At 46.9% G+C, this 18,258-nt stretch carries 14 protein-coding genes; all 14 read right to left on the reverse strand.

The features are described 5' to 3' along the window. Window positions 1–30: 30 nt before the first annotated feature. Window positions 31–315 carry a type II toxin-antitoxin system RelE/ParE family toxin gene (locus HDC91_RS08945; protein ID WP_183550718.1) on the reverse strand — a complete coding sequence of 95 codons (285 nt, stop codon included), beginning with the start codon at window positions 313–315 and terminating at the stop codon, window positions 31–33. Then, window positions 316–516, reverse strand: a complete 201-nt coding sequence (locus tag HDC91_RS08950) for a DUF2683 family protein (protein ID WP_183550721.1) — start codon at window positions 514–516, stop codon at window positions 316–318. 53 nt (window positions 517–569) lie between these two features. Continuing rightward, window positions 570–2,489 carry a glucosamine-6-phosphate deaminase gene (gene nagB / locus HDC91_RS08955; RefSeq protein WP_183550724.1) on the reverse strand — a complete coding sequence of 640 codons (1,920 nt, stop codon included), beginning with the start codon at window positions 2,487–2,489 and terminating at the stop codon, window positions 570–572. A 106-nt stretch (window positions 2,490–2,595) separates the two neighbouring features. Beyond that, a complete protein-coding gene (locus tag HDC91_RS08960; RefSeq protein WP_183550727.1) occupies window positions 2,596–3,945 on the reverse strand; it encodes a Gfo/Idh/MocA family protein in 1,350 nt (449 codons plus the stop codon). A gap of 26 nt (window positions 3,946–3,971) precedes the next feature. Then, window positions 3,972–5,267: a sugar MFS transporter gene (locus HDC91_RS08965; protein WP_183550730.1), complete on the reverse strand. Its 1,296-nt coding sequence runs from the start codon at window positions 5,265–5,267 to the stop codon at window positions 3,972–3,974. A 15-nt stretch (window positions 5,268–5,282) separates the two neighbouring features. Next, window positions 5,283–5,939: a carbohydrate-binding family 9-like protein gene (locus HDC91_RS08970; RefSeq protein ID WP_162430979.1), complete on the reverse strand. Its 657-nt coding sequence runs from the start codon at window positions 5,937–5,939 to the stop codon at window positions 5,283–5,285. Further along, entirely contained in the window at window positions 5,932–7,062 is a 1,131-nt protein-coding gene (locus HDC91_RS08975) for an aminoglycoside phosphotransferase family protein (protein ID WP_183550733.1), read from the reverse strand. Before HDC91_RS08975 ends, HDC91_RS08970 begins: the two co-directional genes overlap by 8 nt. A gap of 18 nt (window positions 7,063–7,080) precedes the next feature. Further along, entirely contained in the window at window positions 7,081–8,607 is a 1,527-nt protein-coding gene (locus HDC91_RS08980; protein WP_255476697.1) for a glycoside hydrolase family 31 protein, read from the reverse strand. A 97-nt stretch (window positions 8,608–8,704) separates the two neighbouring features. Further along, entirely contained in the window at window positions 8,705–10,255 is a 1,551-nt protein-coding gene (locus HDC91_RS08985; RefSeq protein ID WP_183550739.1) for a DUF4832 domain-containing protein, read from the reverse strand. A 33-nt stretch (window positions 10,256–10,288) separates the two neighbouring features. Further along, window positions 10,289–11,413 carry an acyltransferase family protein gene (locus tag HDC91_RS08990; protein ID WP_183550742.1) on the reverse strand — a complete coding sequence of 375 codons (1,125 nt, stop codon included), beginning with the start codon at window positions 11,411–11,413 and terminating at the stop codon, window positions 10,289–10,291. Between the two features lie 53 nt (window positions 11,414–11,466). Beyond that, entirely contained in the window at window positions 11,467–12,333 is an 867-nt protein-coding gene (locus tag HDC91_RS08995) for a PKD domain-containing protein (RefSeq protein WP_183550745.1), read from the reverse strand. A gap of 32 nt (window positions 12,334–12,365) precedes the next feature. After that, window positions 12,366–13,883, reverse strand: coding sequence for a RagB/SusD family nutrient uptake outer membrane protein (locus tag HDC91_RS09000; RefSeq protein WP_183550748.1), 1,518 nt, complete (start codon window positions 13,881–13,883; stop codon window positions 12,366–12,368). 29 nt (window positions 13,884–13,912) lie between these two features. After that, window positions 13,913–16,921 (reverse strand): TonB-dependent receptor, encoded by a 3,009-nt coding sequence (locus tag HDC91_RS09005; protein WP_255476675.1) that lies wholly within the window; start codon window positions 16,919–16,921, stop codon window positions 13,913–13,915. Between the two features lie 264 nt (window positions 16,922–17,185). Continuing rightward, window positions 17,186–18,220, reverse strand: a complete 1,035-nt coding sequence (locus HDC91_RS09010; protein ID WP_183550751.1) for a LacI family DNA-binding transcriptional regulator — start codon at window positions 18,218–18,220, stop codon at window positions 17,186–17,188. Window positions 18,221–18,258: the final 38 nt, after the last annotated feature.

Genomic DNA, 18,258 nt, shown 5'->3' on the forward strand with positions numbered 1-18,258 from the left:
TTGCAATATAAAAGAAATTGGGCTTAATAACTATAAAGGTTCCTGGCGATTATCCCAAAAAAATAAGAGGTGAATGGTGGTGTCGGTAACTCTATAAAAAACAGAACATTGCTTTGTAATCAAGCCAACCCTAACATCAGTAGCAATTGTTGAAACTTTAAACATTAATGGGTGATCAGCTATCAATTTAATTGTTTTTTCGGTCTTGATTGAAAACTTCTCAGCCACGCTCGCCCCAAATTCATTTTTAATAAAGTTGTAAGTCGATTTAAATGTTTCCTTCGAGCGTGGAGTAAAATAAATCTGTAAGCTCATTTAATTCAATAAGTCCTTGATGCCTGTAAAAGCCGTTAACTGACCTTGATCAGATTGTTTCAAAGATTCGTTTACACCATCCACCACATGCTGCGGATAAACCATGTTTTTTTGTTCGAATGAAATTTTCATTGCTTTCATCACTGCTTTTAAAGCGGTCAATTGCGCTTTATTTTCCGGGTAAACAATCAATGCATCCATATACAAATATAATAATTATGTCCGGTATAAAAGCTTTAGCAGGCGTACGTCACTTATTCAACCTTCCATCTTACAAAAGCCTCTATCGCTTCGTATTCGGCTAAACCAAGCTGGTTGTACAGCCGGGCGGTTTCCTGCGTACGGTCTTCGGCGCGTACCCAAAACTCGCGGGCATCGTCGCCGGGGAACACCGGGATATCTTTTTGCGACTGGTGTTTAAATATGGCCAGCCGCTTACGTAAAACTTCCTGCGGAGACAGCGGCACCGCCATCTCGATCTCGTGTACCTCAAACTCGTGCCACGCGCCGCGGTAAAGCCATATCCAGCAATCGTTTGTCCAGTCTTCTATCTGCCGCAGGCGGTTAAAAGCTTCCAGCAATATTTCAAAGCATACCTTGTGGGTGCCATGCGGGTCGGCAAAGTCGCCGGCGGTAAATATCTGGTGAGGTTTTACCTCCTGCAAAAGCTGCATAGTTTGTTTGATATCATCCTCAAAAGATACGCTTTTTTCAAATTTACTGCGGTCGTAGAAGGGCAGGTCCATAAAGTGAATGCGGTCATCATGTAAGCCGGCCAGCCTTGCCCCGGCAATAGCTTCGCCCTTTCGTATCAGCCCCTTTACAATACGGATGGCCTCGGTATCACTTTGATTTGGCCGCTTTGTTTCCAAAAAGGTGGTCATGTTCTTATACAGGCTTTCAAGATAAGCAGCATCCTGAGATTGCGAACGGGCAAAATCCATGGCAAACTCTACATACCGCAGCATCTCGTCGTCCCAAACGGCGGTATTGCCCGATGTTTGGTAGGCTACATGCACCTCGTGCCCCTGGTCGGCCAGGCGGATAAAGGTGCCGCCCATGGATATCACATCATCATCCGGGTGCGGCGAAAACACTATCGAACGCTTTACGGCGGGGTTGGCACGCTCGGGCCGCTGGCTATCGTCGGCGTTGAACTTGCCGCCCGGCCAGCCGGTAATGGTGTGTTGTATATTATTAAATATGCTGATATTGATATTATAAACCGGGCCAAGCTGCGTAGCCAGCTGCGCCATGCCGTTGTTATTGTAATCGTTCTCGGTGAGCTTAAGGATGGGTTTATTAAGCGTTTTTGCCAGCCATATCACCGCCTTTTTGATGAGCGTATCGTCCCAAACGCAATCCTTAACCAGCCAGGGAGTATCAAAACGGGTGAGGCTTACCGATGCATCGCTATCAATAATAAACTCGACGTTATCTGAATTTTGGAGGTATGTTGCCGGCACATCGGGCGATACCGCACCTTCTACTGCTTTTTTTATAATGGGGGCCTTTTTTCCGTTCCATGCCAGCAGGATAATTTCGCGCGCCTTAAAAATGGTGCCGATACCCATGGTGATGGCCTTGGTGGGCACGTTTTCTTTACCGCCGAAATCTTTTGAAGCATCGCGGCGGGTAAGGTCGTTAAGGGTTACTAAACGTGTACCCGAGTTTGGCGCCGAGCCCGGCTCGTTAAAACCGATGTGGCCGGTACGCCCGATACCCAAAAGCTGTACATCGATACCGCCGTAGCTATTTATTTTCTGCTCGTACGCCAGGCAAAACGCTGCTATATCCTGCTCTGCCAGCGTACCATCCGGAATGTTTACGTTAGTCATATCTACATCCACATGATCAAACAGGTTCTCTTTCATGAACCGCACATAGCTCTGGGCCGAATCGGGCTGTATGGGGTAATATTCATCCAGGTTAAAGGTTACCACATTTTTAAAGCTCAGGCCCTCTTCTTTATGCAGCCTTATCAGTTCGCGATAAACTTTTATAGGTGATACGCCGGTGGCCAAACCTAACACTGCGATCTTGCCTTCGGCTTGTTTTTGTTTGATGATGAGCGCTATACGCTTTGCAACGTCAAGGCTCGCCTCTGTATCGTTAGGGTATATCTTTACCGGCACCTTCTCGTACCGGGTTTCTTCTAATAAATTTAATAGCATTTTCTGTGGGGGTTGGTTAGGTTTGGGCAAAGCTATGCCCTGCCATGTGGGAGCCTGCCTTTCGGCAGGCCCACCGGCCGGTAACATTCTTAAACTGTTAACTTATTTAAAATCCGCTGTCGTCTAAAGCAAAGGTGTTTTTACGCTCTTTCCACTTGCCCCTTGTAAAGTCGGGGAACTTTTGCGGTGTATTGCCTTCGGCAATTGATTTTTCTGATAGCGGGGTGATCACGCTCATGGTCAGCGAGTCGTAGATATCAATAGGCGTTTGTTTCTTTTGTTTAACCGATTCTACAAAGGCGTTAAACACAAACCAGTCCATACCGCCGTGGCCCGCGCCTTCGGCATATTTCTCAAACTTCTTCCAAACCGGGTGGTCGTATTTTTCGAACCAAACGCTTGCCTTGTCCCACTCGTCGTACTTGGCCGATTGGCCTTCGATATAAACCCCGTCGGCAACATCCATCCATATACCCTTGGTGCCCTGTACCCTAAACCCTAACGAGTATGGGCGCGGCAGGTGTGTATCATGGCTAAGCGTAACGGTTTCGCCATTGGCGCAGTTGATAGTAGTAGTAGTTACGTCGCCATTTTTAAAGTGGATCTTCCCGTTTTTATTGCCCGGCGATACCTTTTCTATGTAAGCATTAAGCCCGCGCGATTTAGATGAGAACGATACCAGGTTGGTAAAGCTGTTACCGCGGTTAATATCAATATAATTCATAACCGGGCCCGCACCGTGGGTTGGGTAAATATCGCCGTCGCGGTCAATATTCCATTGGGTGCGCCATTGTGCTTCGCTTACCGCGTTGGGGCCAAACTCTACGCCTTTGCCATACGCACTTTTGCCATCGTTAAACAAAACCCCGCGCAGATCGTGCTGGTAACCGCCTTCAAGATGAACCAGTTCGCCAAACAGGTTTTGCCTGCACATGTTTAGGGCAGCCATTACATCACGGCGGTAGCAAACGTTCTCCAATGTCATGTATGGCACCTTGGTTTCATCATAAACTTTTAAAATATCCCAGTGGTCCTGCTCGGTAATGCCGGCAATAACCTCGCAGCCAACATATTTACCGGCACGCATGGCATCAATAGCCTGATCTTTATGAAACTCCCATGGTGTAGCAATAATTACCCCGTCGATGTCTTTACGGTCCAACAATTTTTTATAGGCGTTTACTCCGCCGGTATACTCTGCAGGCAGTTTCTTTTTGGCCTTCACAAATTGCTCGCGGCAGGCTTTCAGCGAACTTTCCTGTGTGTCGCAAATGGCAACTATTTCTACATCATCGCGAAGCAAACCTTCGCCAATATGGTTGCGGCCGCGCAGGCCAACGCCTATATAACCCAACCTTACCTTATCTGCATTTTTTGCGAATAATAACCCTGAAGGCAAAATTGTTAGCCCGGCTAATCCTACAGCGGTATTCCAAACAAATTGTCTGCGATCCATAACTTTTAGTTTTTATTTATTGATGATTATAATTGTTGACGTGTTGAAGTTTTTGGCCTGCCTACCTTGTGCCCGCCAATAGCATAATACAAAATAACGAGGTAAGCCGGTATCAATACCAGGTAGCCGTGGCTTGGGTTTAAAGCCTGGGCCAAAGCCCCGTAGGCCAGCGGCACAACAGCGCCACCCGCAATGCCCATGATTAGTAGTGATGAACCGATTTTGGTAAACCTGCCCAAGCCGGCTAATGCCATTGGCCATATTGCCGGCCAAACCAACGAGTTTGCCAGTCCTAATAAAGCTACTGCTGATACCGACACATACCCTGTGGTTAGTATAGCCACAGCCGAAAGTACCAGCCCTAATACGGCCGATATTTTCATGGCTTTTTCCTGGTTAAGGTATTTGGGGATGCAGGCAATACCCACAAAATAGCCTATAAGCATACATATCAATGTACAGGTTGTAAAAAATTTAGCAATATTTAAGGGAATGCCCTGCGTGCTGCCGTAGTTGATGATGGTATCGCCGGCAATAACCTCGGCCCCTACATAAAAAAACAGCGTTAACACGCCTAATAGCAAATGCGGGAACTGCATAATGCTGGTTTTACCGGTATTGTTAACGGCAGTTGTTTCGTCTTCCTGATCGGTATCTATCTCGGGCAGGCTGGAGTAATATATTACCACCGCTAAAATGAGCAGTACAATTACGATGATTATATAAGGCATAATAACCCGCGACGCCAGTTCGTTTAGCTCTGTAAGTTTAGCGGCGGGCGCCATTGCCTCAAGGCGCTCTTTTAAGCCGTCGGCGTTTTTTAGGGCGATAGCACCCAGTATAATGGGCGCCAGGGCCCCGGCTATTTTATTGCAAACGCCCATAATACTAATGCGTTTGGCAGCACTTTCGGGCGGGCCCAATATGGTGATGTAGGGGTTGGACGCCGTTTGCAGCAACGCCAGCCCCGATCCCTGGATAAACAAGCCTAATAAAAACAACCCGTAATAACGGGTTAACGCCGCCGGTATAAATACCAGGGCGCCCACGGCCATAATACCCAGGCCTACCGACATGCCCTTTTTAAACCCTGTTAATTTCAAGATCCAGGCTGATGGTATTGCCAGCACGAAATAAGATATATAGAAGGCAAAGGTTACCAGGTAAGCTTCAACGGTGGTTAGCTCGCAGGCTAATTTAAGGTATGGTATCAATACCGAATTTAGCCAGGTGATGAACCCGAAAATAAAAAACAGCATCCCAATGATATATATGGGGCTTAGCTTTGATTGCCTGTTGCTGAGTACCGTTGTGTCTGACATAGGTTAAGTTTAATGTTAATATACCTGCGGACTAAATGTTACTTCTTTAAAAAAACGGCTCAGATGAAACTCGGGCTTTCTGGCCTCTACCCTGCTCCAGCATAAAAAGTGTGGTTGAGGCAGGCCGTCGCCGCATTTATAAAAGTTAACCTTTGCCCGGCTTTTTGTTAATGACAGCCCGGGATGAAACTTGAATATGTTTTTGGGGATGCATAAAGTAAGCTCCCAGTTGATATTATCAATGCCCTGTTTTATCAGCGTTTGGTGCCTGATGGTTTGCAGCAGGTTTACCGGCAAAAATGTACGGCCGGTTTTATACTGCCCGTACTGCGCCCTGCAAGTGCCCATGCAGTTAAACTCCAGGTTGTAATAATTTACATCGTCATCAAACGCGATAAAGAACTCCACACAACTATCTTCAAATACCGGGTCGTTAAATTTACTGTATTCGGCCTTTAAAGTGTGCTCTGTTACGTAATATTTCAGATAGATATCCGTGTCATTATAAGCCAGCGCGAATGATGCTGTTGGCTGTTCCTCGGTGCCTGCCCAGGGCGCGTGGATGATCTGCCTGCGCTCCAATCCATCCAGCGCCTGCGAAACCCCTTCAACAGATGCAAGGTTACCGGCACCCGTAAGGTACGGAATATTTGCGGCTATGCCCTTATCCATTGGTATGCGCTGTTTTATATTTTTCCATTTCGCTGAGTATGGTTTGCTGCATATCGGCAGCGTTGGCTTCAAGCATTTTTACCAGCTGGAACTGTGCCCTTGCCCGCTGCAGGTTGTGCCCCTCAAACTTTACTTTAAAGTAAGTATCGCCGTTAATATAATCGGTTAAAAACCTTACGGCCTGCATATAAGGCAGCAACAGAGCACCCTTCATCAGCGAGTTAACTTCAGCATCGGTTAAAAATGCAGATGCTTCCTTTAAATAGCCCCGCACATACGCGTTAAACAGCGGCAGGTTAAGCTGTATCTTGCTCAGGTCGGCCTCATCTTCGGTAGTGGTGTTGACGATAGTACGGATAGCATCGCCAAAATCATAGGCTACGTATCCATCCATCACCGTTTCCAGATCGATAACGCACTGTGCCTCGTCGTTACTGTTCAGCAATACATTGTTAAACTTGGTATCGTTGTGTATCACGCGCCTGGGCAGCGATGCAACCTGTTCGGGCTGTTGAAAATATTGCATAGAAGCCGCGTACTTTTTAACTATGTCCAGTTCGGCCGCGACCGCTGCCACACGCCCGCAGGCATCGTTTGCAACAGCTTCGTCCAGATGCTGCAAGCGTTTCCGGATGTTGTGAAAGTCGGGTATCACCTCAAACATCTCGCCCGGCGGTATATCCGCCAGCATAGCCTGGAACCTGCCAAAAGCCTTACCGCCCTCGTAGGCCTGCTTTTCGGTTTGCACCACATCGTAGCTTTTGGTATCGCTTAAAAAGTAAAACATACGCCAGTAATCGCCTGCGCTATCCTTGTAAAAAAAGCGGCCGTTATCCGCAGGGATAAGGGTCATTACCTCCTTTTTTGGATCCCCATACCCAAAGGCCTCCATCTTGCACCTTAGGTGCTCGGTTACCTTGCGCATATTATCGGTAAGCTTTTCTACATTGGTAAAAATGCTATGGTTAATGCGCTGCAACAGGTAATCGGGCCCGCCGGCCGATACATTGCTTAAAAAGAAGGTGTCGTTGATATGCCCCGAGCCATAAGCTTTTTGCGAACCCACATCGGCAGCACATTGAAAGTGCGATACAACCTCAGCTATGTTTTTAGAACTTTGCACTGTATAATATTTATAAATTTAATCTTTTATTAATTCAAATACGAGCAGCCTGTCCGCCGCCACTTCCACTTCTATTTTGGCCGGGCCTTTTACCGTTTTACCGGCATCGCTTCTCCATTTTCCTTTGGGCAGATAAACGGTTTTGAGGTTGCCTGCCGCTACCATGGGTGCTACCAGGCATTTGCTGCCCAGCATAAACTGACCTTGTACATGAGCATACCCCTGGTTAGGAAATGCGTACTCCATGCTGCGGGCAACGGGTTCGCCGGTTTTAGCGGCAGCTTTTACCAGTTGCATAATGTATGGTGTGTACTTAGCCCGTATATCAACGGCTTTTTTTACCGCTGCTAAGTTTGATTTTGAGAGCACACGCCAGGGCGCGACTGAAAACTGCATCATAGGCATTAGTGCCGAGCATTGCGCCGAGCGTACCACTAAAGTTTCATCCAGCTTATCCCTCCCGATGAAGGAGCCATACTCGCCGCCGCCTATCATATCGGGGCAAGTGAACTGGTATCCCAGTAAGCCTGCTGTGGTCAAATGCGGTATCAGTTTTTGAAGATCTTCCCAACTGTGCTTTTTATCGCGCAGGCGCTGCACCAGCGGCTCGCCACCCATTTTCCACATGGCGCGGTACTCGTTGAGGGGATAATGTAAGCCCACCTCGCCCCAAAGCCTGCTATGCTCATTAGGAGTCACTTTTTTGTACGATATGCTGTTTGCGGGGTAAAACTCTGCATCGCCGGCGTCAAACTTAAAGCCATCCAAGTGATAGGTATTTATCATATGATCCAAACGCCCGCGAAACCAGGTCATAGCATCGGGATTGGTAAGATCGAGCACCGAGCTGTAGCCGTTCCACCAGCTGATGATAGCAGGTTTAGATGCCTGCGACCAGGTTTTGGCCGCATCGCCTTCGCTATCAAACAGCACCAGCTTTTTGGCCGCCACCTCCCTGCCCACTTCGGTATCGGGAGAAATGAACGGACTTACCCAAAGCATCACCTTAAATCCTAAGTTGTGCAGGGTATCAACCATCGCTGTAGCGTTGCTAAACCTGTCGAGCCTAAAGTCAAACTTTCCGTAATAATCGGCCCAGTTGTCGTCTATCATGATAACGCCCGGCGGGAAACCATTATCGATGATAGCCCTTGCGTACTTTAGAATATCTTTTTGGTTTTGATTATAAACCAGCTCTATCCAGGTATTATATTGCGGTTTGCTGAACAGCAAGGTATCGGGCAGCTTATTTTTTGCCGGAAAGAAACGCCTTGCTGCATTTTTAAATGCTTCCTGCAAATTTTTACCAGCCGAATCGATAGTTAAAGGCCCTTTGGCATCGGTTATAATCAGCCGGTTTTTTTCAATTGTAAACTTAAAAGGCTCCCCGCACCAAATGTACCTGCCCCTGGTAGATGTGAGCAGCGGCACGGCCTGGTTACCGCGGGTATCGCCGTACATATCATAGCTGTAACCGTCCTGAAAGGGCATCAGGTGCGCTTCGTTCACCGCACCGCCATACCACATCTCGCCTTCCTTAATCATCACAGTTGTCTGTGCGCAAAGCCGTGCACCGGTGGCGCATAGCGTCACAGCAAAAAACAAACATATTTTGAAGGCTTTGGTCATCCTGCGCTCCTGATTAGTTAACTTTAATGGTATGATTTAATTTGTTATAACCCGTTGTAGCTTCCCACACGTCATTATTGGCCAAACGGATGCTGAACTCCGGCTTGCCTGCAAGGCTTGCATAAGCATCGGGCAGGTTAAGCAGCATTTCATAATCTCCCGCCGGGAAGTCAGCAGGTATTTTAATGGTTTCAGTCACTTTGTTATCGCCGCTGTACCATCTGCGCACATCGGTAGCCATATCAAATGATTTTACTTCACCGGTTTTGGTATTGCGAAGCAGCAACTTTGCAGGGCGCTTGTTATACGGCGATGCATAACCGGCGTTTTTAATGTTCAGCACGATATTAAGATCTGTGCCTTTTACTACGTTATCGGGCAGTACAGCGCTTTGCAGTACAAAACGATAGCCCAGGTTGCGTTTAATGTTATCCATGCAACCGCCATCCTGCCAGTCGTTATTAACCTCGGTATTGTAATGGGCGTTTATAAAGCTGTAGTGCAAGGCAGCAAACTCGGCCTGTATCTTTCCGGCGGGTTCGCAATCGTTAGTGGGGCTAAAATCATCAGAGCAGGTTTCGCCGCCAACTACCACAAATTTGCTATCAGCTTTAAAATAATCTTTCAGGGTGTTCAGTACCGCGCCGTCTGATGTGCGTGGCGATGAACTGTTGCCATAATCCTCGTAAGTACCAAAATCATTGGTACTGGCCATAAAGCAATCGTTATGATAGCCTAAACGGGCCATATCGGTTTCGTTAAATGCACCGCTTTCGGTCAGGGGCGCCGAAGTAAGCGGCGAGTTAACACCATACAGGTAACGCTGCTTTAACTGCGGGTAGCGCAGCTGTATCATCCTGTCGGCAGGCACTGCATCCAGCATGGCTTTGATCACCTCTATCCTGTCTTTCCAGTTGTTATCGGTCAACCTGTTGTTCTGTTTACCGTTGTTTGAGGCATCACCAAAAAAGTCGCTGTAATACTGCTCGCCCCAAACGCCTATAAAGCCCAGTTGCACACAGGCAATAACATCGGCATTATCATGCAATACAGGCTTTAGCTGTGCAATGTGGTTCAGAATAATGGTTTTTGGCGCATCGCCATACAGCGGACATATAAATCCTTCGGGGCAGTTACCCGGCTTGGCGGTAGCGGTGTATACAAACCGCGGGATAAGCTTAACACCTGCCGCGCGGGCTGCTTCAAAATCCTTTTTTAAGTTGGTTAAAAAACTGGCGGATATGGCCTTGTTAACCACATCATCCAAAACATAATACCTGAATACCAGTGTGCTTGCTACCTGGTAGTTCGCCCCCTGTATACTTTGCGGCGAGCGGTATGATTTTAGTTCGGCCTCGGTCAATACCTCGTAATTGCTTGAATGCACTTCGGAGTAGCGGTAAAAGCCACGCTCGGGGTTGGGGAAATCTTCGGCGCTTTCGGTGTAGGTAACGTTCACTTTTTCAACCTTAACCAGGTTGGCGCTTTTATCGTTACACGAAAAGGCCAGCAGTATGGCTGCTAAGGAAACGCCCAGGGCGTAACCTGTAAATTTTTTTATCATGATATAATGCGGTTTTTAGTATAGGTTAGACTTTTATAGTTTAAAAAAGATGTTCCGTTTATTCAGCCAGTAACACAGGCCCCACTCGGCAATGAGCGTGGCAATGGCCGATACCACCGCCGCTACGCCTAACGGAACGTTCAGGAACAGGTGCAGCATATCGCCGGTGAAAATGGCCACTTTGCCATTAACCCATTGCGCGCCAACCGTTTCAAAAAACAGGTAGATGAATATGGCGTTCATGCCTACCACGGTAAATATCCAGGCGTATTTGTTGTTGCGCTTTACATCAACCAGCCAGTAAACTGCAGCCAGTATCAATAACACCCACCCTACCGATGCAAACGCGAACGCGCTGGTGCTTATCCGTTTGATGATAGGTGTTACACCTGAAAGATCGAGCCCGAAACCAATTACAAGGGCTACAATACCGGCTGCAATTAAGGCCTTTATTTTATAACTGATGCTTTTGTTCGATATTAACAGCTTACCTGCCAACACACCCCAAATGGTATGCGCCGCCGTTGGTATGCAATTGATGGTTACCCAGCCGTCGGTGTTTATTTTACCCATAAGCAGGGTATCAACATACGCCCCGAAGTTTTTGCCTTCTACAAACGGCTGGTCGAAACCGGGCATGAGTACGGTGCGGTATAAAACCTCGGTAAGCACAAGCAGCCCAATGCTAAACACAATTTGCCAGGTGTACGATTTATCGATGATGAGATATGCTACTATGGTAGTGAACGATAGCTGTGTTAGCACATTCCAAAGTTCCCAAACCGGTTTGCCGGCATAAAAGCAATGCAGCGCTACACCGCAAATAAAAAGCTTAAGGCTGCGTATCAATATATGGCGCAGGTTATCGTTCCAGCTAATGCCTTTATCCAGTTTGCGGCTGTAAGAAATATACATCGCGGCACCCGCCATGAACATAAACGCGGGCTGAACTAAATCCCAGAAACGCAGCCCGTGCCACGGATGATGAAAGAACTGGTTGATCAGCCCGCCCATAGGTTTGGCAGGATCAATATGCCTTATCGCTTCATAAAGCGCGCAGCTTTCGCCGCAAAGCAGTATCATGATCATGCCGCGCATAACATCTAACGATACTAAACGCCCGTTGGCTAACTGATGTGCAGTTGTACTTTTTGCCATAGTGCCCGATGTATATTTTACAGCCTAATAAACAGATATAAATCAACTAAACGCTATTCGCTCATGTCTAAGAAGAAACTCGAGGTCCCTTCGTCGGGCGCGTTGCCCAGCACTACCGACCAGTCGTTTTTTATTGCCTGTAAAGCTATACGCAAGCCTGAGCCGGTTAAGCCCTTTAGCTTGCCACGCGCAATACGCATTTCAAACTTCACTACACCTGCTTCATCCTTAACTGTACCTACTGTGTAGGCCTCGGCTATTGACTGCTGGGCGAACGAAAAGGCGTTCTGATCGGCGCTGTTGTGGTAAAATATGTCCACACCGGCGGTTAGCAGCTGGCCTTCCATCAGTATATCATAACCGCCATCGGGGAAGGTACCGGTAAGCAAGCCCGTGCCGGCATCGTTATCAGAATCGATATACATATCAAAAATAACCGCGTCTGATTTTTTGCCGGTCATCTCGCCGTACAGGTACACATAGTTACCATCGTAATCCATTTTTACATTTCTGAAAATGCCCTTGGTTGCACCCAGTGGAATAACGTCTTTGGTAACAGCAGCCCAGTCGTCAAACGAGTTATCGTTGATCTTCACCGGCGATGTTTTGGCTATACGTAATACAGTTGATGCCTCAACGTTTTTACCGTTTACCGATGCCGTTAGCGTTGGCACATACTTGCCCTTACCCGGATAGGTATGGGTTGGACTGGCTTCGGTAGATGTTTCACCATCGCCAAAATCCCATTTGTAACCTGTTACGCCCTCGGTTTTAACTTTAAAGGTGGCGGTAGAGCCATCAACCTCTACATCATAAAGCAGATCGGTTTGGGCTACATAGCTATCCTTTTTACATGAACTGAGTACCGCACTTGCTATAACTACCGATAGCACGAACAGGTAAGCTTTTAAATTTTTCATATCAATATGTATGTTACTGTGTGATAATTAAATTATGGGTTTTGTGTGGCTAACGGGTTGCTTAACACCTCGTCTATAGGCAAATAATAAATAATGCGCGGACTGGTGTACGGCACTGTTAGGTTAGGATACCCCGCCGGCGTTTTAGACAGATCGATATCGGTTTCTTTTAAACCGGTAAGGTGGTACCCCCAGTAAGCCTTGTTAAGCGTACGTTTGTTACGGAATACATCATAAGTACGGTGGCCTTCAAATGCCATCTCTATACGTTTTTCGTCCAACACTACATCCAAAGCGGTTTTGCCGCCCGGTACTACCTTGTTATAAAGCGAGCCCTCCAGTCCACGGTTCTTTCGAATCATATCCACATCGTCAAGCGCATCGGCGGTTTTTCCGGTTTTGGCTTCGGCTTCGGCACGTATCAGGTACATTTCGGCTATCCTGAACATAATTGGCGAGCTTAAATTCGGCAAGCCCCCCTGGAACGAGAATTTACTGATGTAATAGATCTCGATGCCGTTTTTCTTTTGAACGCCGCCTGCACCATCTGACAGGGGAACGATGTACGACCAGCGCACATCTTCGGGGTGAGCCGACATTGCCGACCGTAATGAAGATGAAGCGTACTCCTCGCCCCAGCCCGAGTTACCGTCTGAGTAGATCATTGATGCGATAGAGCCAAACTTACCATAATCGTCAACCGGGGTAAACGCTACGCACCAAATGGTTTCGCTGCTGGTAGCAGCATTGGCAAACAGGGTTTTGTACTCGTTTTTGTTGGCTAAGGTAAATTTGCCCGAGTTAATTACTTTATTGGCATATTCAATAGCTTTTGCATTATCTTCTTTATACAGGTTTACACGCGCAAGTAACGACCAAGCTGCTTCCTGCGAAGCGTACTGTACACCGCGCGGCTGCGTCATTAAACCGGCTGCTTTTTCGGCGTCGGCAATAACAGAATCGTAAACCTCCTGAACGGTTGAGCGTGCTTTTTTTGATGGATCGGTAAGGTTATTGCGCAGGATGATGCCCGGGGCATTAGGATCTACCGTATATGGCTTGGCAAATAGCCTTACCAGGTTAAAGTGGCAGAAGGAACGCAGGAAGTAACACTCGCCCAATAATTGATTGGTAGCGGCATCCGTCTTGCCCGATTTTTCAACCGCATCTATAACCGTGTTAACACCGGTGATGATCTTGTATGAAATGTACCAGAAGTAACGTGTGTTGCCCTGTGCCGGCGAATGATCAAGGCTAAAGCTGTAATACAATGGGTCAGTTGTTACCTGCCCGCAAACAATATCATCGCTGGCAAAATCGCTAAGGTGATAAAACTGGCGCAGGTACATGTTATTCTGATCAATAGTACCGTTAAATTCGATATGGTCTTTAAACAGCGCGTAAGCACCGTTCAAGGCGTTGGTTAAACCATCGCTGGTGGTTACCAGGGTACCGGTACTGATGGCATCGCTTGGGGTAACATCTAAGTTTTTACAGCTGCTTGCCGCAACTAACACAAGGGTTATAATAGAGAATATTTTCTTTTTCATATACTTAATTTTATTAGGCTGCAACCTGCTTAAAAGTTAAAGTTAACGGTTAACAAATATTGGCGGTTGTTAGGGTACTTAAAGTCTGACACGCCCGGTGTGGCAAAGCTGCCCGGTGTAATGGTAGTTTGCGGATCCTGCCCCAAAAAGTTGGAGAATGTTGCAACATTATCGGCAGTTACACCAACGGTTACACCCTTCATGGCTATTTTTTGCGCCCACGCGATTGGCAGGGTATAGCTGAAAGCGATATTCCTGATAGTGAAATAGCTGCCGTCTTTTAAATAACGGGTTGAGGTTTCGGTAGAGTTGGCCGAGTTTTGAGGGCTTGGCTCTGTAGCCTGGGTATCGCCGGGGCCGCTCCATATTTTAGCGCCATCAGGCAGCTTTATCTGGTTGTAATAGGGTTCGTGGCCGTCGTTCATCATAAACCTTAAGTTATTGCTAAATACTTTGTTACCGTAGTTAAAGTAAGTGCTCACCCTTAAGTTAAAGCTTTTGTACCTGAAACTGTTATTAAAGCCACCCTGAAATTTAGGCAATGCCGAACCAACTTCCTGGCTGGTAGCCTGTGCGTAATCTGATGTTTTTTCGCTGGCCACTGCTTTACCATCGGTATTGTAGATGATCTTTTCCCAAACAGGCGCGCCGGTTTGCGCATCTACGCCCAACCATTTTGGCATGTAAAATTCAAATAGGTCGCCGCCGTTGCGGTAGATCTGCGAGATGCTCCACGACCCGGTCTTGATAATATCCGATGGGAAGCCTGATAACTTGTTGTTGTTAAAATTAATGGTGAAGTCGGTGTTCCATTCAAAATCTTTGGTTAGTACATTGGTCGAGCTGATGCCTACCTCAATACCCTTGTTTACTACCGTACCGGCGTTTTCCCACCTGGTCTCGAAACCTACCGACAGCGGCTGCGATACCTGCAGCAACAGGTCTTTAGTATCGTTACGGTAAACATCTACCGTCAAATTCAACCGCTTAAATAAACCGATGTCGATACCGGCGTTTATCTGGCGTTTGCTCTCCCATGTTAAATTAGGATTGGCCAATTGGTATGGCACCGCGCCAACCAGCGAGTTATACTGGGTAGTTAACGAGAACAGGCCCAGGTACCGCGACGCGCCGATATCCTGCGTACCGGTAATACCATAACTGCCACGCAGCTTTAAGTTGTTGATGATATTGTTGTCTGCCAGGAAATCTTCGTTGCTGGCAAGCCATGCGGCAGATACAGACGGGAAGCCGCCGTATTGTTTGCTTGGCGCGAAGTTAGATGAACCATCGTACCGGAACGATCCAGAAAGGAAGTATTTGTTTTTGTAGTTATAGTTTACCTGCGAAAGCAATGATTGCAGGATGTATTTATTATTCGCGCCGTTTACCAGCTGGTTGTTTGATACCACATTAAGCACCTTTAACCCTTCGGGCAGGCCTTTGCCCGATGCGCCCGAATATTCGCTCTTACTGGTTTCAAACGCCCCACCTACAAAACCGCTAAGGCTGTGGTCGCCCATTTTAAAATCGAACTTAAATAACTGGTTGCTGATGAGGCCGTAGTTAAGGGTATTCAGTTCGTCAATATACCCGGTGCCGTGGTAGGTACCTGCCGCTGTCGGCGATACGTAGTTTGTACCTTTGTCAAACGATGCCGCTACGCGGTTGGTGCTGGTAAATGTTAGCCAGTTGGTAATGCGGTAATTAATGCCCAGATCATAGTTTACATTGAACCCTTTGTAAGAGTGATCGGAGTTTTTTACCGTATTAAGGGGATTGATCTTATCGCGCGACCACCATTTAAAGGTAGAGTTGCCATCTACATAAATTGGCTGGCCGTTTGCATCATAGGGGTTATCCCACGGCATGTTCAGGAACGAATAATACACATCCATGTAATCGTAGCTTTTGCCCTTCGATGCTCTCAGGTTAATGTTATTGGTAACATCAAGCTTTTTTGAAAAATGGTAGGTTGAATTGCCGCGTAAGTTTACACGCTCGAAATTAGTGTTGATAAACGTACCTTTTTCTTTATAGTACGATGCGCCAACGTAGTAATCGTTCTTTTCGGTTTTGCCGCTGGCAGATAAATAAAAGTTATAAATAGGGGCTTTTTTAAACGATTCTTTAGACCAGTTATAATCCTGGCTGCGTAACGATAGCGGGCGCTCGTTATAAAACTTTACAAGGTCTATCTTATAGGAGTTATCGGGGGCACCCACTATATAATCGCGATAAAACTCCTTTTGATAATCGTAAAGCTCGTTGCTGTTCATTACTTTCATCTTACCAAAATCGGCCGTACGGAAACCGGTTGATATCTTGGCCTCGAACCTCGTTTCGCCCTGCTTTGCGGTTTTGGTAGTAATGATAATCACGCCGGCATTGGCCTGCGAACCGTAAAGGGCGGTAGCGCCCGCATCCTTCAATACAGTAATGCTTTCTACATCGTTAGGGTCGTAGTTACCGCCAATAATGCCATCAACTACAATAAGCGGGCTTTGATTGGCATTAACAGATGATACACCGCGAAGCCTGATCTCGGCAGCTGCACCCGGCGCGCCCGAGCTGTTCACCACATTTAAACCGGCCACCTTGCCCTGCAGCATGGTGCCGATATCGTTTGCAGTAACATCCTTAAGCTTATTGGCCGATACTACGCTAACCGCGCTGGTAAGCTCGTTTTGCTTTTTGCTGGTATAACCTACTACCACAACATCCGTAAGCTGCTGCACATCCTCGGTTAGTTGTACCTGGATGCCTGTTTGGCCGCCTGTAACCGGCACCTCTTTAGGAAGGTAGCCCAAAAAGCGTACAACTAATGTTGCCTTACCGGCGGGCACGTTTACCGTAAACTCGCCGTTAATGTTTGTCATGGCGCCTGCGGTTGTACCTTTAACAGAAACAGTTACGCCGGCCATGGGCTGCTTATCAAGCGCCGATACCACACGCCCTGTTACCGGTAAGGTTTGCGAGAAACCCTGCAGGCAAAACATGATGGCGCAAAAACAGATAAGTAAAATTTTCCTGATCATATTGTGTGAATTAGTTTATAGTTTTTGCTTATTTATTTGGTTATCGTAAAAGTGATGTAAAATTGTTGTTAACGAAAGGGCCGCCCTTGCAGTCAAAACCAAAACAGCATTACGCAAACGGTTGCATAGTTTACGCAAACGTTTGTTCTATTTTTACGCAACCGTTTGCGTAAAATTTACTTATTTACTGATTAGCAGATTATTATTGGCATTTTTTGCCGCAAAACGCCACTAAAGTGCGCGATGATCGAAAAGAAAAGATAATTATTTGGCGGGCATGTAATCCACCATCTCCGAATCGATGATGTGCTGAAGCAGCGGCAGTTCGGGGGCATTGGGTTTTGCGGCATTGTTGATCAGCTCGAAAAGAAAGCCTGCCGCCATTGACGATTGCTTGTAGGCGAACTGCTCTATCGAGGCCAGCGGTACGCTATCCATATACTCCCAGATAGGTAGGTTGGCAAAGCTGATGAAGCTGATATCCTTATTCACCACCAACCCTTCGGATTTAACGGCAGCAATGCAATCAAGTAACACATAATCGTTAAATACAATAACAGCAGTGGGCCGCTCTTCCAGTTCTATCAGCTTGTTTATGGCCTTCAGGTTATCGGCCTTAGCCAGGGTTGTTGATACAATAATATCCTGATCTACCGGCAGGTTGTTTTCTTTTAAGCAACGGATGTATATTTCTAAGCGCTGCAGCGTGGCCGATAGTTTTGCAGGGCCGTTGATAAGGCCGATACGGGTATGGCCAATGTTTACCAGCTTGGTTATGGCCTGCAGCATGCCCGAAACAAGGTTACAGGCTACATAATTAATATCCTTGCGGCTGGGCACCCTGTCAAAGAAAACTACGGGGATGTTATATTTTTTCAGGCTGTCGAAGTGGTCGTAGGTAGATGTTTCCTTGGTAAGCGATACCAACACGCCATCTACCCGGTGGTCTTTCATATTCTCTACTATCTTCTTCTCCCGCTCAAAATTATCAAGCGATTGCCCGATGATGACGTTGTAATTGCTGGCTTCGGCGGCATCCTCTACCCCGGTTAGCGCCGCCGAAAAAAACGGCTCAGACAGGTCGGGGATGATCACCCCAATGGTATACGTTTTACGCTCCTTAAAATATATGGCCATTTTATTGGCCTCATAACCCAGCTCTTTAGCTACTTTATGTACCCGCATTGTGGTTACCAAACCAATGCTGGGATGATCGTGCAGGGCCCGCGATACGGTGGACGCCGATACATTAAGCCGCTTGGCTATCTCTTTAATGGTTGGTAAGTTGTTCCTTGACATTTATATGCTTTTGCAGGCAATTCTCAGATAGCTAAAAT

Source organism: Mucilaginibacter sp. AK015 (assembly GCF_014200785.1).
GTDB lineage: Bacteria > Bacteroidota > Bacteroidia > Sphingobacteriales > Sphingobacteriaceae > Mucilaginibacter.

Coding starts and splice junctions, on each gene's coding strand:
- HDC91_RS08970 (WP_162430979.1), bottom strand. CDS start 5,939: ATGGATAAGGGCATAGCCGCAAATATTCCGTACCTTACGGGTGCCGGT.
- HDC91_RS08960 (WP_183550727.1), bottom strand. CDS start 3,945: ATGGATCGCAGACAATTTGTTTGGAATACCGCTGTAGGATTAGCCGGG.
- HDC91_RS08980 (WP_255476697.1), bottom strand. CDS start 8,607: ATGATTAAGGAAGGCGAGATGTGGTATGGCGGTGCGGTGAACGAAGCG.
- HDC91_RS08995 (WP_183550745.1), bottom strand. CDS start 12,333: ATGAAAAATTTAAAAGCTTACCTGTTCGTGCTATCGGTAGTTATAGCA.
- nagB (WP_183550724.1), bottom strand. CDS start 2,489: ATGCTATTAAATTTATTAGAAGAAACCCGGTACGAGAAGGTGCCGGTA.
- HDC91_RS09010 (WP_183550751.1), bottom strand. CDS start 18,220: ATGTCAAGGAACAACTTACCAACCATTAAAGAGATAGCCAAGCGGCTT.
- HDC91_RS09000 (WP_183550748.1), bottom strand. CDS start 13,883: ATGAAAAAGAAAATATTCTCTATTATAACCCTTGTGTTAGTTGCGGCA.
- HDC91_RS08950 (WP_183550721.1), bottom strand. CDS start 516: ATGGATGCATTGATTGTTTACCCGGAAAATAAAGCGCAATTGACCGCT.
- HDC91_RS08965 (WP_183550730.1), bottom strand. CDS start 5,267: ATGTCAGACACAACGGTACTCAGCAACAGGCAATCAAAGCTAAGCCCC.
- HDC91_RS09005 (WP_255476675.1), bottom strand. CDS start 16,921: ATGATCAGGAAAATTTTACTTATCTGTTTTTGCGCCATCATGTTTTGC.
- HDC91_RS08990 (WP_183550742.1), bottom strand. CDS start 11,413: ATGGCAAAAAGTACAACTGCACATCAGTTAGCCAACGGGCGTTTAGTA.
- HDC91_RS08985 (WP_183550739.1), bottom strand. CDS start 10,255: ATGATAAAAAAATTTACAGGTTACGCCCTGGGCGTTTCCTTAGCAGCC.
- HDC91_RS08945 (WP_183550718.1), bottom strand. CDS start 315: ATGAGCTTACAGATTTATTTTACTCCACGCTCGAAGGAAACATTTAAA.